The following is a 14,521-nucleotide window of genomic DNA, read 5'->3' as shown; positions in this document are numbered from 1 at the left end:
CGCCAAAATAAAGTAATTTGCAAAAGCAAAAATATTTCACTTTATAAAAGTATAAAACAATGTTGTTTGATCAGTTTTTTTTTAACGAAGTTGACAAATCTAAAGTCCATTTTTACATACAACATGCACATTTAGATACGATAGGAACGCGCGTACATGAACACAAAAAAGCACAATTATTATATGCAGAAGGCGGAATTGTACATGTTTTTGTAAACGACAAACATTGGTATTTGCCTGCGCGTTGTTTTATGTGGATTCCTGCAAATACGCCACATTCTATCTTAACGAATAGTAAAACAGGCGATTTGTATAACTTTTATTTCAAGACCGAAAAAGAAGAAAACGATTTTTATTCGATTACAAATATTTATTACACGAATGAGTTGTTAAGGGAAATGATTTTGTACACCAAAAATTGGAGTGGATCAATTTCGGAAAAAGATCCTGCAAAATATGATTTTGTAAAAGCCATACGATCTATTCTACCCGAAATGGAATCGAACAAATTACCTGCTTTTATTCAGCATCCATTTCCAAAAGATCAGAAACTGATTGATATTGCTCGATTTCTGATGAAAAATATCGAGAAAAACTATACAATAGATGAAGTTGCGCAACAATTTGGTTTGAGCACGCGAACATTATCTCGAAAATTCAAAGATAATATGGGAATTAATTATGTTCGATTTTTACGCGCATTACGTATCACAAAATCATTGGAATTGATTGCTGAAAATAAATACAATATGTACGAAATCGCAATGTTAGTTGGTTATAATTCGTTGTCATCTTTCAGTAATATTTTTCAGAAAGTATCAGGAATTCGACCAACAGAATATACGCAATTATTACACACAAAAAAACAATAACTTAAAATAAAAACTATGATTATTAAAGCTTTTGCCGGAAGTAACAGCTCTACTTCTATCAATAAACAACTCGTAACTTATGCTTCTTCTTTATTAAACAAAGATCAAATTGAGATTTTAGATTTAGATGACTTTGATATCCCTACTTTTGATATTGATATAGAAAAAGAGCAAGGTTTTTCTGATGAAGTAAAACGATTTTATCAAAAACTTGTTGATTCTGATATTTTGCTTATTTCATTAGCAGAACATAATGCTTGCATTACAGCAGTTTTTAAAAGCTATATGGATTGGTGCTCAAGAATTAATTATAAATTTCTGGAAGGAAAAAAGGTCTTCGTTATGAGTACATCTCCTGGTGGTTATGGAGCAAAAAACTCTTTAGAAATAGGTTCTAAATTAATTACAAAATTAGGAGGTGACATTTTAGTCGATTTCTCTTTGCCTAAATTCAACGAAAATTTTGCAGAAGGTAAAATCACTAATGAAGAGTTAAACAGAGAATTGATTCTTAAAATTGATGAATTTAGAAAAAAAATATAAGTTTTTATCTTTTCCTAACATAGGTCAATAAAATTTATGGTTGCTTGCAATAACTTTGCTTCATCAAAAATGAAAATACTCAAGTAAGAATATGAAAATTTTAGCTTTCGCTGGTAGTAACAGCAAAAAATCAATTAATAAAGAATTATTAAATTATACTTTAAATCAAATCGAAAATGCAGAAATCGATTTAGTTGACATCAATGATTTCGAGATGCCTATCTATTCTATTGACCGTCAATTAGAAAATGGATTTCCACAAGAAGCACAGAATTTTTACAATAAAATCAAAAATGCAGAAGGTGTTGTAATTTCTTTGGCAGAACACAATGGAAATTTTTCTGTTGCATTAAAAAACATTTTGGATTGGGTTTCGCGTATCGAAATGCCATATTTGAAAGATAAAAAAGTGTTATTATTAAGTACATCTCCAGGTGCTTATGGTGGAGGAAATGTAATGGAAGTTGCAACAAAATATTTTGGAATGTTTGCAAGCGGAGAAATTGTAGCAAGCACGACTTTCCCATCTTTCAACGATAATTTCCAAAATAACGAAATTGTAAATGAAGAATTAAAAAATAAAGTACTAGCTCAAGTTAGTATCTTTCAAAAAGCTTTAACTATTGTTGAAGCTTAATTGAAAAAGTATGTATTAAAAAGGTCTTTCGTTCGAAAGACCTTTTTTTGTTATCAATTTAATTTATATTTATCTCGTAAGTGATATCAATTCCTCCATTTGCAAGCATATCATGTACACTACAATACTTCTTAACCGCTAATTCAGCAGCCTTATTTGCTTTATCTAAATCAATATTTCCTTTTAAGAAAAATTTGATATGAATATTCGTGAAAATATTTGGAATTTCATCTCGACGCTGACCTTCAACCTCAACTTTAATATCTTCAATTTCTTGGCGTTTTTTCTTCAAAATTTCATTCAAATCAAAAACACTACAACTTCCCAAAGCAATCAAAACCAACTCCATTGGGCGAACTCCTTTTCCTTCTCCTCCAATCGATTCAGGTCCATCAATATTTACTTTTACCGAAGAACTTGACGCAGTCGCTTCATAGTGAGAAGCCTGATTTACTCTATTTAATTCAATTTTCATCTTATTTCTTTTAAAGTATAAAAATAATCATTCTCTAAAGATTTATTCTAATATTTGATTGAATAATGATTTTCTGAATAAATTTAGCTAAATTTAAATTCAATTATAGAAATTTTTGAAGTAGATCGAAGCACAAAATAGCAACAAAGGCTGTCTCACGACAGCCTTTATATTTTTTAATCACTTTATAATTTAAACAGTATGATATTTAAAACTTTGTTCGTTTTTAATTGTTTTCACTGATTCGTAAATCAACTCGATGACATTTTTTACATCAGCTTGATGAACCATTTCTACAGTTGTGTGCATATAACGCAAAGGCAACGAAATTAAAGCTGAAGGTACACCACCATTACTATATGCAAAAGCGTCTGTATCCGTTCCTGTTACACGAGAACTTGCAGCACGCTGAAAAGGAATATTGTTTTTCTCAGCTGCATCAATAATTAATTCGCGTACATTATTTTGCACAGCAGGCGCATAATAAACAACTGGGCCATCACCACATTTTTGCTCACCTTCTTTCGATTTTGTAATCATTGGTGTCGTTGTATCATGTGTAACATCAGTAATAATCGCAACATTTGGTTTGATTGTTTGCGTAATCATTTCCGCGCCACGCAACCCTACTTCTTCCTGAACCGCATTTACAACGTATAAACCAAAATCTAATTGATCTTTATTTTCTGCCAATTTACGCGCAACCTCAGCAATCATAAACCCTCCCATTCTATTGTCTATTGCACGACAAACAAAATAACGATCGTTCAATGTAAAAAATTCATCAGGATAAGTAATCACACAACCAACGTGAATTCCAAGTTCAAGAACTTCTTCTTTCGATGTACAACCTGTATCAATCCAAATTTTATCTGGAGTTGGCGCTTCATCTTTTCCTGCTTGACGCAAATGAATTGCTGGCCAACCAAAAACTCCTTTTACAATTCCTTTTTTGGTATGAATATTAACCACTTTAGAAGGTGCTATCATATGATCTGATCCTCCATTACGAATCACATAAATCAATCCATCATCAGAAATATAATTCACAAACCAAGAAATCTCATCAGCATGGGCTTCAATCACAACTTTATACTTCGCTTCAGGATTTATTATACCATAAGCAGAACCGTAATTATCTGTTTTTACTTCATCTACATATGGTTTGATATAATCCATCCAAACTTTTTGTCCTTCACTTTCAAAACCTGTAGGTGAAGCTATATTTAAATATTTTGTCAAAAAATCCAAAGATTGTTGATCAAACAAATTATTTGTACTCATTTTAGTTTATTTATCTAACAAATGTACTAATTTTAGGAACAATTTTTGAACTAATTCTGATATGAAATTTTATATCTATCATATAACTTTACTACTTACTTTTGTTGGATTATCTAATGTTAATGCTCAAATTTTTGGGTTAGATTTAGGTGGAAAAAATCCTGCACAAGAAATTAAAAATGATTCAATTAATTTAGATGAATTTGCGTTTAATCCTTTAGACACAATACATCTTAATGAAATGAATAGTTATTCGGTTCATTTAAAAACTGATTTAGAAAAAAAATATTATTTATGGCTAAGAAAGCGTGTTCGCGATGTTTGGCCGTATGTAAGAACTGCTGTTAGAGAATATAATTATGTATCAGACACCATTCAAACAATGGATAAAAGACGAGACAAAAAACGTTTTATTAAATCTCGCCAAAAGGATTTGGCTGATCAATTTGAGAATCAATTAAAAAATATGTCAAGTTCTCGTGGACAAATTCTTACTAAATTAATCTATAAAGAAACAAATAAAACAACATACGATATTATAAAAGAATTACGTGGCGGATTGAATGCTTTTCTTTATCAAGCAGCAAGTGGCGCGTTTAATATTGATCTAAAACAAACTTATGATCCGAAGCGAACACGAGAAGATTTGTATATTGCGGTTATTCTTCAACGAGATTTTGCAGACGGAACGTTAAAACCTGTCGACGAAGATTAATTTATCTTTCATACTACCAATTATAATAATATTCTGATTTTTTATTATATTTGATTTAATAAAGGGAAAAACGTGGGAAACAATATAAAAAGAATTGGTGTATTAACCTCTGGAGGTGATGCGCCTGGAATGAATGCGGCCTTACGTGCCGTTGTAAGAGCATGTAAGTACTACGATATCAAATCAGTAGGGATTCGTCAAGGTTACGAAGGTTTGATTAACAATGATATGATTGAACTTGGACCTCGTTCAGTGAAAAATATTATCAATCAAGGTGGTACAATTCTTAAAACTGCTCGTTCTTTAGAATTCAAAACTACAGAAGGTCGTCAAAAAGCATACAATCATCTAAAACAAAATAACATTGATGCTTTAGTTGTAATTGGTGGAGATGGTTCTTTTACTGGAGCAAATATCTTTCATCAAGAGTTTGGTGTTCCATTTATTGGAATTCCAGGAACAATTGACAATGATATTTTCGGAACAGATTTTACAATTGGGTACGATACAGCTTTGAATACTGTAATTGATGCAATTGATAAATTAAGAGATACTGCTACATCACATGATCGTGTATTTTTTGTGGAAGTAATGGGACGCGATGCAGGTTTTATTGCTTTAAATAGTGGAATTGCTTCAGGTGCACAAGATATTTTGATTCCAGAACAACGTGATAGTGTCGAAGAATTATGTTCTTCTTTAGAACGTTCAGAAAAATCTGGAAAAAAATCAAGCATCGTTGTAGTTGCAGAGGGTGAAAAATTAGGTGGAGTTTTTGAATTAGCAAAACAAGTACAAAATCGTCATCCAGAATATGATATTCGTGTAACAGTTTTAGGACACATACAGCGTGGTGGTTCTCCATCTTGTCACGATCGTGTTTTAGCAAGTCGTTTAGGAATTGCTGCTGTCGAAGGTTTACTAGAAGGTAAAACAAATCTTATGGCTGGTATTCGCTCTAATAAAGTTGTATTTACAGCGATAGATGAAGCCATCAAAAAACACAATGAGATTGACGAAGAGTTAATCAAAGTAGCTAATATTTTAGCGATTTAAACATTTAATATAAAGGGAAATTATATATACTATGTCAAAAATTAAAATTGGAATCAACGGATTCGGAAGAATTGGTAGCCTTGTTTTCGGGGTTGCTATTGAGAGAAACGATATTGAAATCGTAGGTATTAACGATTTAGTAGACGTTGATTATTTAGCTTATATGCTAAAGTATGATTCAGTTCACGGAAAATTTAACGGAGAAGTTAAAGTAGAAAACGGAAACTTAATTGTTAATGGACAAACAATTCGCGTTACAGCTGAAAGAGACCCAGCGAACTTGAAATGGGACGAAGTTGGAGCTGATATCGTAATCGAAGCAACAGGTTTATTCTTAACAAAAGAAACTGCAGGAAAACACATTGAAGCTGGAGCAAAAAAAGTTGTTTTAACAGGTCCTTCTAAAGATGATACCCCTATGTTTGTAATGGGTGTTAACCACGAATCTGTAACAGCAGAAGACACAATCGTTTCTAATGCTTCTTGTACAACAAACTGTTTAGCACCATTAGCAAAAGTAATTCACGAAAATTTCGGAATTGTGGAAGCTTTAATGACAACAGTTCACGCAACTACTGCAACTCAGAAAACAGTTGACGGACCATCAATGAAAGATTGGAGAGGTGGACGTAGTGCAATGGTAAACATCATTCCTTCATCTACTGGAGCTGCGAAAGCAGTTGGAAAAGTAATTCCAGAATTGAACGGAAAATTAACAGGAATGTCTTTCCGTGTACCAACTGTTGATGTCTCTGTAGTTGATTTAACAGTTAAATTAGCAAAAGAAACAAACTACGACGAAATCAAAAAAGTAATGTGCGAAGCTGCTGAAGGAGATTTGAAAGGAATTGTAGGATACACAGAAGATGCTGTTGTTTCTCAAGATTTCGTAGGTGATACAAGAACATCTATTTTCGATGCAGAAGCTGGTATCATGCTAAACCCTACTTTCGTTAAGTTAGTTGCTTGGTATGACAACGAAATTGGTTACTCTAACAAAGTAGTTGATTTAGTTCAGCACATCGCAAAGATTTAATTCTTAATTAATAATTAACAAAAAGGCTGTTCTCAATAAATGAATGGCCTTTTTTGGTTTAGACTTCTAAAATTTTAAGAAAATTTTATTCTTTTTTAAGACTTTTTATGACACTGTACCAAAAACTGTGTAAGTATAAAATTCTGCTTGGGTTAAAATCGAGCAGAATTTTTTTTATACATTTAATATTTACATATTTATGGAAACAAAAGACCTATTTCCGGATGATTTTTTCAAACAGTTTAAAACTGGCGATGAACTCCAAAACTTTCTCAAAGACTTACAAAAGCGAGGAATTGAAAAAATGTTAGAAGGTGAGTTAGATGCTCACCTGGATTACGATAAGCATGATTTACGCAAGCAAGAAAATGCGCGTAATGGTTATTCTAGTAAAAAGATAAAAACGAGTTATGGCGAAGAAGAAATAAAGGTTCCTAGAGATCGTGATGCTAGTTTTAATCCGATGCTGATACCTAAACGAAAAAGCATGGTTGAAGGCTTAGAAAACGTCATTGTGTCGCTTTACGCCAAGGGAATGTCCGTTTCTGATATTGAAGAACAGATCAGAGAAGTCTACAATTTTGACGTTTCTCAATCGACCATTTCACGTATAACTGATGCTATAACTTCTGATATCGTAGCTTGGCAAAATCGCCCATTAGAACCTGTTTATCTAATCGTTTGGATGGACGGAATTGTTTTTAAGGTTAGAGAAGGTTCCAAAGTAATTAATAAAACCATTTATATCGCAGTAGGCTTAAAACGCGATGGACGCAAAGAAGTTTTAGGATTATGGTTAGGTAAAAATGAGTCATCATCCTTTTGGATGAGTGTTTTAACCGATATGAAGGCTAGAGGAACTGAAGATATCTTGATTACAGCAACCGATAACTTAAATGGTTTTACCGATACCATACGTACCGTTTTTCCTGAATCTAAAACACAAATATGTGTAGTACATCAGATTCGAAATGCTTGTAAATACGTTGTTTGGAAAGATAAGAAACAGTTTACTGCTGATATGAAAGAAATCTACAACGCGCCAACTAAACAGGCTGCTGAAGCTGCTTTAAATGATTTTGCTTCTAAGTGGGAACATAAATATTCTTATGCCATCCAAAGCTGGAAAAACAACTGGGAAGACCTTACGGTTTTCTTTGAATTCCCCGTAGATATTAGGAAAATCATATACACCACCAATCTAATTGAGAATCTAAACGGTAAAATAAGGAAGTACACTAAAAATAAATTATCCTTCCCTACAGATGAAGCTGTTATGAAATCCGTATATTTGGCTGTGAGAGAAGCAACTAAAAAATGGTCAATACCAGTAAGAAACTGGGGAGTTATTATTGATCAATTTTTAATCCTATATCAAGAAAGGGTTAGACTCTAAAAAGTAGAACCTAACCCAAGCTTAATTTTTGAACTTACACACTTTAAGAGACAGTCCTCTTTTTATGTTAATTCACTTGTTTTGATTCAAACTTTGACTATATTTGAATCACTTATAAAAAAACAAGAAGCCTATAGATAAAAAAATCTACTTACTAAACCAAATTATCTACCTTATGAATTACGAAGAAGACTCATTGCTAATCAAAGACTATGTTGATGGTAATGAATATGCTTTAGAAATTTTAATTGAGAAGTATAAAAGTAGAATCTATAGTTTCATTTTCTCAAAAGTTTTAGACAAAGATATCACTGAAGATATTTTCCAAGATACTTTCATAAAAGTTATTCTTACACTAAAAAGTGGCGGATATAATGAAGAAGGAAAATTTTTACCTTGGCTAATGCGTATTGCGCATAATTTAACTATTGATTATTTTCGAAATATTAAGAAAATGCCTGCTGTTAGAGAAACTATAGGTAAATATGATGACGAATATAATATTTTCGATTTTATTGGAAATTCTGACGAATGTTCCGAAACCAAAATCATTAAAAAGCAAATTGAAAATGATTTAAGATACCTTGTTACTTTATTACCAAGTGATCAAAGAGAAGTCTTAGAACTGAGAATCTTCAAAGAATTAAGTTTCAAAGAAATTGCGGAAGAAACAAATGTTAGTATTAATACAGCATTAGGAAGAATGCGCTATGCAATTATCAACTTAAGAAAAGTTATCGAAAATAATAACATTATTTTAACAATCGATTAAAAAATAAACTTATCTATTTAACGTTTTTAAAGTAAATAAGTTTTTATGATTGAATTTTACTCAGAAAAATTTGAACCAAAACAATCAACGATTGAAAAATTATTAATGTTTTCAAAATCAATTTCAGCATTGAAATTAAATAACGTGAAGGAAATAATAATCCTAAATTTAAATTAATCGAACACTGCTTTTATCAAATAAAAAATCCTGAAAATATTAAACATTTCAGGATTTTTTTATGCAAATAAATTAATCTTTTCTGAAAATCATAACTCAATTTATAACTATATTGCATCCTATACCACATCAAAAAAATTTTAGTATGACCCTACAAGAATTTAAAAATAGTTTAGATTTACCTTTAATCACTTCACCTATGTTTCTTGTTTCTCGAACTGAATTAGTTGTAGAAGCATGTAAAAATGGTGTATGTGGAACTTTCCCTTCTTTGAATGGAAGAACAGCCGAAGATTTCGAACAAATGTTAATTGATATCACTTCTCAATTAAAACAATTTGAAGATGAAACAGGTAAAAAAGCAGCTCCATTTGGAGTGAATTTAATCGTTAACAAAACAAACCCTCGTCTCGAAGGTGATTTAGCTTTATGTGCAAAATATAGAGTACCGCTTATTATTACGTCGCTTGGTGCTGTAAAACAAGTTGTAGATGCAGTTCATAGTTATGGAGGTTTGGTTTTTCATGATGTGATCAAAAAACGTCATGCGGAAAAAGCTGCTGAAGCTGGTGTAGATGGAATTATTGCTGTAGCTTCTGGTGCTGGTGGACATGCTGGTACGGCTAATCCTTTTGCTTTGATTGATGATATTCGCACTTTTTACGATGGTTGTTTAATTTTAGCAGGTGCGATGAACAACGGAAACGATATCTTAGCAGCTGAAAATATGGGTGCTGATTTTGCATACATCGGAACTCGTTTTATCGCGACAAAAGAAGCCTCTGCGAATCAAGATTATAAAACAATGTTAGTCGATTCTACTTTCGAAGATGTAATTTATACAGATGGAATTTCTGGTGTAAATGCAAATTTCTTGAAACCAAGTATTATACATTCTGGAATTGATTTAGACGAAAAGAAAGAAGAAGATTTTTCGAAATTAATTGGAGGCGATGGACATAAAGCATGGAAAGACATTTGGTCTGCTGGACACGGAGTTTCTGGAATTCATGATATTATTTCAACCGAAGAATTAGTCTATCGAATGAAAAATGAATATAAATGTGCATTAGAACAAAATGTGCAGAAATTAAATAATTTGAAATTTTAAATTTAATAATGAAAACTACTCAAGAACTCATCGAATTAATTTCTCTCAAAAAATTAGAAGAAAATTTATTCGAAGGGAAAAGTTCTTTTATGGGAAGTCCAAATGTTTTTGGAGGACAAGTTGTAAGCCAAGCTTTGCATGCTGCGTATCAAACTGTTCCTTCAGATCGTTTTTGCCATTCCCTTCACTCCTACTTTATTTTACCTGGACATTTAGAAAAACCTATCTATTTTGAAGTAGCAAATCTTCGTGATGGAGGAAGTTTTAGTACACGTGTTGTCACAGCAAAGCAAGACAGTGTGCCTATTTTTGTAATGGCTTGTTCCTTTCAGTTGAAGCAAGAAGGTTACGAGCATCAAGAAAAAATGCCTGTTGTAACGCCTCCTGAAGAATTAATGAGCTGGAATGATGTAGCAGAACAATTTGGTTCAGTTTTACCAAAATCAATTATGCGATTTGTCTTAGCAGAGCGTCCGTTAGATTTTAAACCTGTTGAATTTGTGAATCCTTTTGAGAAAAAAGATTATCCTAATTTTAGTAATGTTTGGTTAACTTTTAATGATGTTCCAAAGGATTTACCTTTACCAATTATTCAGCAATTAATTGCGTATAGCTCTGATTACAATTTATTATCAACAGCAATAAAACCTCATGCTTCTAAAGCTCATTTTGGAAATACACAAATGGCAAGTTTAGATCATTCAATTTGGTTTCACCGAGAACCAAATTTGCATGGTTGGATATTAGTTAATGTTGAATCTCCAAGTGCAAATGACACAAGAGGTTTTACACGAGGAAATTTATTCAATCGTTCTGGTGAACTAATTTGTAGCGTTGCGCAAGAAGGTCTAATAAGACCAATAGTAAAAGAGAAGGAATAATTTATATTTCAAAAAGTCTTGTAAAAAAATTACAAGACTTTTTCTATTTTATAAACTTAACTTCTAGTTAATCTTATTCTAAATATTTTTGAATTAATATTTACTTAAAAAGAAAAACTTAAAATACTAATATATAACAAAAAAAGAGCTAATAATTTAGCTCTTTTATATATTCAATTCTTCACTCTTTCACAATTCTTCCGCCAATAACTGATCACCTTTTTTTCTAACACTTTTATACGCTCTATAACACACATATAAAATAATCAGTACAAAAATAAACGCCAAAGGAGCCAATACAATCGCCGTAATACTTAATACAATAGAACTAAACGTTTCACCTGTATTAACCAAAAAATTTCCAGCTCCCGCAGTTGTGGTGGTCGAAACAGCTCTTGCAGCAGCAGTTGTACCGCTAATCGTAGCCGCAGTTCCTCCTCCTGCTATAATCGCCAAAGCCCAAGTTGCAACTTCGTTCATTTCAGGCATCGTAATTCCAACCGCTATTGTTCCAGCAATTCCAGCTAAGGGAACCGCAATCGTATCCAACAAATTATCAATAATTGGAATATAATAAGCTCCAATTTCCACTAACATCGCTACACCAAGTGTTATAAGAGCTGGTGTACTCCCAACCCACATCCAACTTTCGTCGAGATTAATAAAACTTCCTGCAAATTTGACAGCTAAACTCAATATAAATAAGGGAAGAAAAATCCGAAAACCAGCGGCGGCGGCTAATCCTATTCCGAGAAATAACGAAAAAATAGTAGACATTGAGATTAAATCGTTCATAGTTTAGTATTTTTAATAGTTCTGATCTTATAAATATAATGATAAAAAAGATAAAGTTTTTATATTTTTTTCTTTCCTTTGCATCCGATTAAGAGAAACCAAGTACTGCAAAGTACTTTTTTTGTATAAATAAACCTAAATGTTTGAGTTACATCTAAATAATCGAATAATAAATCAATCATTTTTTAAATGCATTGATAATTATTTCTTTTCTCAAAATCAATCAACCAAAACTTCTTCACGACAACATTTAAAATTTTGCAAGAATCGATTTCTTTTTATTTTAATTTCTGATAGGAAAATTTTATCTTTAAGGAAATTTTACGAGAACTCTTGCAATGGAAACATCAAACGAAATTAAAAAAAATAATAAAACAAAAATGCTAGTAATAGGAATTGCAGGAGGAACAGGTTCGGGAAAAACAACTGTTGTAAATAATATTTTAAGAGATCTTAACGCGGAAAGCGTTATCGTTATTTCTCAAGATAATTATTATAAAGATCATCCTGAATTATCTTTTGATGAACGTTCTAAGATCAATTTTGATCACCCAAGATCAATTGATTTCGAATTACTAAAAGAACATGTCGCTTTATTGAAAAATGGCGTATCAATAGAACAACCTGTCTATTCGTTTATTACGCATAGTCGCAAGGAAGAAACGATTTTAACACATCCACAATCGGTTATTATTGTAGAAGGAATTTTGGTATTGACTGACCCAGATTTACGCGATTTATTTGATGTAAAAATCTTTGTTCATGCAGATTCTGACGAACGTTTAATTCGTCGCGTACGCCGTGATATACAAGAACGTGGGCGCGATTTAGACGAAGTTTTAACACGTTATCAAAAAACGTTAAAACCTATGCATCAGCAATTTATAGAACCATCTAAAAACTATGCAGACATTATTATTCCGAATATGAAAAAGAAAAATTCTGTCGCAATCAAAGTTTTATCAACTGTAATTAAAGAAAAACTCAACTCGAAAACTACTGTATAATGAAAGAAAAATCGGAAGAAATCTTTGACAAAGAACTTACACCAGAAGTACCGAAAAGAAAAATTAAGGATACACGTGTATTCAAATTTGTTTGGAATCGTTACTTTGTTCTAACGGTTGCGTTTGCTGTTTGGATGATTTTTTTCGACCAAAATTCTTTTTTCGTACATCGCGAGTTGGATAAACAAATCAAATTATTAGAAGTTGATCAACAATATTACCAAGAACACTTGGATACTGAGTCTGAAAAATTAAATCAACTAAATAGTAATCCTGCTGAAATTGAAAGGATTGCAAGAGAAAAGCATTTCTTGAAAAAAGATGATGAAGATATTTTTATCATTCAGCAAGAAAAAGTTACGAAGCCGCAAAATAAAGAAAATGAGTAAGTTATTTGAAAATTTTGATTCTATTTCTGAAAAAGAATGGAAAAATAAAGTTCAAGTCGAGCTAAAAGGTTTAGAATATAATGAAACTTTGGTTTGGGGAACGAACGATCAAATAAATGTAAAACCATTATATACAAAGGATGATGTCGATTATTCGGCTGTACAACCATTACCAAAATCCTCAAAAGATTGGAAAATTATTTCGAAATATACTGGAAATAAAAACCAAGATTACAGCTTTTTGTATGGATATTTGATTAATCAAAATCAAATTGATTCATCGTTAGAACTTCCTAATTATCTAGATTTATTTATTAAATATAATGGAACTTCTGATTTAAAATCGCTTGAAAATCTTCCAAATCTGAAATATTTAGATTTAGATATTTATGGATATTTGGCACAGAATGGACTTTGGCAAAATGATTCAGAAAAAGCATCAAAAGAATTGGTGAAAGAAGCTTTGGCATTGAAAAATTTCGAAAAAGTAATTTCAATTCAAGGAGATGTTTATCAAAATGCTGGAGCAAATCATGTTCAACAAATTGCGATTACACTTGCACATGCAGTAGAATATTTAGAAAATTTTGGAGCTGATATTGCGGACAAAATTTATTTTAAATTTGCTGTTGGAAGTAATTATTTCTTCGAAGTTGCGAAATTAAGAGCATTTCGCTTTTTATGGAAAATGATTTTGGAGCAATATAATAAAGAAAGTGAAGCATTTATTTTCACTTCAACATCCGATCGCAATAAATCTAAATTAGATATTTACAACAACGTTATTCGCTCTACAATAGAAGCTTCTTCGGCTATCTTCGGATCAAGTGACGCTATTTTTGTTGGATCATATGATGAAGTTAATAAAGAGTCTGATTTTGGATTAGAATTAGCCGCAAAACAACAATTATTGTTACAAAAAGAATCTTATTTGAATCAATTTACTGATCCTGCTGCTGGTTCTTTCTACATCGAAAGTTTGACAAATCAAATGGCTGAAAATGCGTTAGAATTGTTTAAAACAATACAAAATGTAGGAGGTTTTGTAAATGCTTTACAAAATGAAACTATTCAAGATTTTATTTACACAAGCGCGAAAAAAGAGCAAAAAGATTTCGATGAGCAAACCATTAAATTAATTGGTGTAAACAAATTTAGAAACCCTGCAGATGTGATTGAGAAATCGCCAAAAGAAAAAGTGGTAAAACAAGCACTTTTTGTTCCGATTGTTCCAACTCGTTTGGCAGAAAAAGAGGAAAAAAAATAGTTTTTACATGAATTGGATGCCAATTTCATTAAAAGAACTCAACAATATAATCGAAACTTCAGTAGCTGTGATGGATACTGAAGTTTTGTGTTTAATAAAATAATATTT

At 31.6% G+C, this 14,521-nt stretch carries 16 protein-coding genes; 13 read left to right on the top strand and 3 right to left on the bottom strand.

Going from position 1 to position 14,521, the window contains the following annotated elements; translation table 11 throughout:
* Window positions 1-59 precede the first annotated feature (59 nt).
* From ACTS9J_RS07720 to ACTS9J_RS07710, 3 genes are all read left to right on the top strand, one after another.
* Window positions 60-872, top strand: a complete 813-nt coding sequence (locus ACTS9J_RS07720) for an AraC family transcriptional regulator (RefSeq protein WP_280051127.1) — start codon at window positions 60-62, stop codon at window positions 870-872.
* Between the two features lie 15 nt (window positions 873-887).
* The gene (locus tag ACTS9J_RS07715) at window positions 888-1,415 is read left to right on the top strand and encodes an NADPH-dependent FMN reductase (RefSeq protein WP_115001105.1); all 528 of its coding nucleotides are present in this window, start codon (window positions 888-890) and stop codon (window positions 1,413-1,415) included.
* A 91-nt stretch (window positions 1,416-1,506) separates the two neighbouring features.
* Window positions 1,507-2,052, top strand: coding sequence for an NADPH-dependent FMN reductase (locus ACTS9J_RS07710; protein WP_291090043.1), 546 nt, complete (start codon window positions 1,507-1,509; stop codon window positions 2,050-2,052).
* A 58-nt stretch (window positions 2,053-2,110) separates the two neighbouring features.
* Here the strand turns inward: ACTS9J_RS07710 and ACTS9J_RS07705 are convergent, their stop codons facing one another.
* Window positions 2,111-2,527 (bottom strand): OsmC family protein, encoded by a 417-nt coding sequence (locus ACTS9J_RS07705; protein WP_291090040.1) that lies wholly within the window; start codon window positions 2,525-2,527, stop codon window positions 2,111-2,113.
* Between the two features lie 192 nt (window positions 2,528-2,719).
* Window positions 2,720-3,811 carry a M42 family metallopeptidase gene (locus ACTS9J_RS07700; RefSeq protein ID WP_416410764.1) on the bottom strand — a complete coding sequence of 364 codons (1,092 nt, stop codon included), beginning with the start codon at window positions 3,809-3,811 and terminating at the stop codon, window positions 2,720-2,722.
* Window positions 3,812-3,872: 61 nt separating this feature from the next.
* Here ACTS9J_RS07700 and ACTS9J_RS07695 point away from each other — a divergent pair, with 61 nt between their 5' ends.
* From ACTS9J_RS07695 to ACTS9J_RS07665, 7 genes are all read left to right on the top strand, one after another.
* Entirely contained in the window at window positions 3,873-4,526 is a 654-nt protein-coding gene (locus ACTS9J_RS07695; protein ID WP_286495232.1) for a DUF4294 domain-containing protein, read from the top strand.
* A 72-nt stretch (window positions 4,527-4,598) separates the two neighbouring features.
* Window positions 4,599-5,582 carry a 6-phosphofructokinase gene (gene pfkA / locus ACTS9J_RS07690; RefSeq protein ID WP_260391944.1) on the top strand — a complete coding sequence of 328 codons (984 nt, stop codon included), beginning with the start codon at window positions 4,599-4,601 and terminating at the stop codon, window positions 5,580-5,582.
* A gap of 31 nt (window positions 5,583-5,613) precedes the next feature.
* Window positions 5,614-6,618, top strand: a complete 1,005-nt coding sequence (gap, locus tag ACTS9J_RS07685) for a type I glyceraldehyde-3-phosphate dehydrogenase (RefSeq protein WP_286495233.1) — start codon at window positions 5,614-5,616, stop codon at window positions 6,616-6,618.
* A 199-nt stretch (window positions 6,619-6,817) separates the two neighbouring features.
* Window positions 6,818-8,014 carry an IS256 family transposase gene (locus tag ACTS9J_RS07680; RefSeq protein ID WP_291060211.1) on the top strand — a complete coding sequence of 399 codons (1,197 nt, stop codon included), beginning with the start codon at window positions 6,818-6,820 and terminating at the stop codon, window positions 8,012-8,014.
* Window positions 8,015-8,189: 175 nt separating this feature from the next.
* On the top strand, window positions 8,190-8,786 hold the full coding sequence (locus ACTS9J_RS07675) for an RNA polymerase sigma factor (protein ID WP_115001114.1): 597 nt from the start codon (window positions 8,190-8,192) through the stop codon (window positions 8,784-8,786).
* Between the two features lie 322 nt (window positions 8,787-9,108).
* The gene (locus ACTS9J_RS07670; RefSeq protein ID WP_280049291.1) at window positions 9,109-10,074 is read left to right on the top strand and encodes an NAD(P)H-dependent flavin oxidoreductase; all 966 of its coding nucleotides are present in this window, start codon (window positions 9,109-9,111) and stop codon (window positions 10,072-10,074) included.
* Window positions 10,075-10,082: 8 nt separating this feature from the next.
* Window positions 10,083-10,955, top strand: coding sequence for an acyl-CoA thioesterase (locus ACTS9J_RS07665; protein ID WP_448353103.1), 873 nt, complete (start codon window positions 10,083-10,085; stop codon window positions 10,953-10,955).
* 189 nt (window positions 10,956-11,144) lie between these two features.
* Here ACTS9J_RS07665 and ACTS9J_RS07660 read toward each other — a convergent pair whose 3' ends face one another.
* Complete coding sequence (locus tag ACTS9J_RS07660; protein ID WP_448353102.1) at window positions 11,145-11,750, bottom strand: DUF4126 domain-containing protein; 606 nt, start codon at window positions 11,748-11,750, stop codon at window positions 11,145-11,147.
* A gap of 338 nt (window positions 11,751-12,088) precedes the next feature.
* On the opposite strand from ACTS9J_RS07660, the gene udk reads away from it, so the two are divergent.
* Genes udk through ACTS9J_RS07645 form a run of 3 tightly spaced genes read left to right on the top strand, consistent with a single transcriptional unit; the run spans window position 12,089 to window position 14,413 of the window.
* On the top strand, window positions 12,089-12,757 hold the full coding sequence (gene udk, locus ACTS9J_RS07655) for a uridine kinase (RefSeq protein ID WP_260392473.1): 669 nt from the start codon (window positions 12,089-12,091) through the stop codon (window positions 12,755-12,757).
* Window positions 12,757-13,146, top strand: coding sequence for an FtsB family cell division protein (locus tag ACTS9J_RS07650; RefSeq protein ID WP_221855581.1), 390 nt, complete (start codon window positions 12,757-12,759; stop codon window positions 13,144-13,146). The genes udk and ACTS9J_RS07650 overlap by 1 nt, the downstream gene beginning before the upstream one ends.
* A complete protein-coding gene (locus ACTS9J_RS07645) occupies window positions 13,139-14,413 on the top strand; it encodes a methylmalonyl-CoA mutase family protein (RefSeq protein ID WP_219034475.1) in 1,275 nt (424 codons plus the stop codon). The genes ACTS9J_RS07650 and ACTS9J_RS07645 overlap by 8 nt, the downstream gene beginning before the upstream one ends.
* Window positions 14,414-14,521 lie beyond the last annotated feature (108 nt).

It is taken from the genome of Empedobacter sp. ULE_I140 (assembly GCF_053482575.1).
Note: the sequence above shows the minus strand (reverse complement) of the source record. Positions and strands in the feature narration are given on the sequence as shown.

What these genes read in the sequence shown, in the direction of transcription:
- ACTS9J_RS07705 (WP_291090040.1), bottom strand. Translation starts at nt 2,527, where the DNA reads ATGAAAATTGAATTAAATAGAGTAAATCAGGCTTCTCACTATGAAGCG.
- udk (WP_260392473.1), top strand. Translation starts at nt 12,089, where the DNA reads ATGGAAACATCAAACGAAATTAAAAAAAATAATAAAACAAAAATGCTA.
- ACTS9J_RS07715 (WP_115001105.1), top strand. Translation starts at nt 888, where the DNA reads ATGATTATTAAAGCTTTTGCCGGAAGTAACAGCTCTACTTCTATCAAT.
- ACTS9J_RS07670 (WP_280049291.1), top strand. Translation starts at nt 9,109, where the DNA reads ATGACCCTACAAGAATTTAAAAATAGTTTAGATTTACCTTTAATCACT.
- ACTS9J_RS07665 (WP_448353103.1), top strand. Translation starts at nt 10,083, where the DNA reads ATGAAAACTACTCAAGAACTCATCGAATTAATTTCTCTCAAAAAATTA.
- ACTS9J_RS07675 (WP_115001114.1), top strand. Translation starts at nt 8,190, where the DNA reads ATGAATTACGAAGAAGACTCATTGCTAATCAAAGACTATGTTGATGGT.
- ACTS9J_RS07660 (WP_448353102.1), bottom strand. Translation starts at nt 11,750, where the DNA reads ATGAACGATTTAATCTCAATGTCTACTATTTTTTCGTTATTTCTCGGA.
- ACTS9J_RS07680 (WP_291060211.1), top strand. Translation starts at nt 6,818, where the DNA reads ATGGAAACAAAAGACCTATTTCCGGATGATTTTTTCAAACAGTTTAAA.
- ACTS9J_RS07645 (WP_219034475.1), top strand. Translation starts at nt 13,139, where the DNA reads ATGAGTAAGTTATTTGAAAATTTTGATTCTATTTCTGAAAAAGAATGG.
- ACTS9J_RS07720 (WP_280051127.1), top strand. Translation starts at nt 60, where the DNA reads ATGTTGTTTGATCAGTTTTTTTTTAACGAAGTTGACAAATCTAAAGTC.
- ACTS9J_RS07700 (WP_416410764.1), bottom strand. Translation starts at nt 3,811, where the DNA reads ATGAGTACAAATAATTTGTTTGATCAACAATCTTTGGATTTTTTGACA.
- ACTS9J_RS07695 (WP_286495232.1), top strand. Translation starts at nt 3,873, where the DNA reads ATGAAATTTTATATCTATCATATAACTTTACTACTTACTTTTGTTGGA.
- gap (WP_286495233.1), top strand. Translation starts at nt 5,614, where the DNA reads ATGTCAAAAATTAAAATTGGAATCAACGGATTCGGAAGAATTGGTAGC.
- ACTS9J_RS07710 (WP_291090043.1), top strand. Translation starts at nt 1,507, where the DNA reads ATGAAAATTTTAGCTTTCGCTGGTAGTAACAGCAAAAAATCAATTAAT.
- ACTS9J_RS07650 (WP_221855581.1), top strand. Translation starts at nt 12,757, where the DNA reads ATGAAAGAAAAATCGGAAGAAATCTTTGACAAAGAACTTACACCAGAA.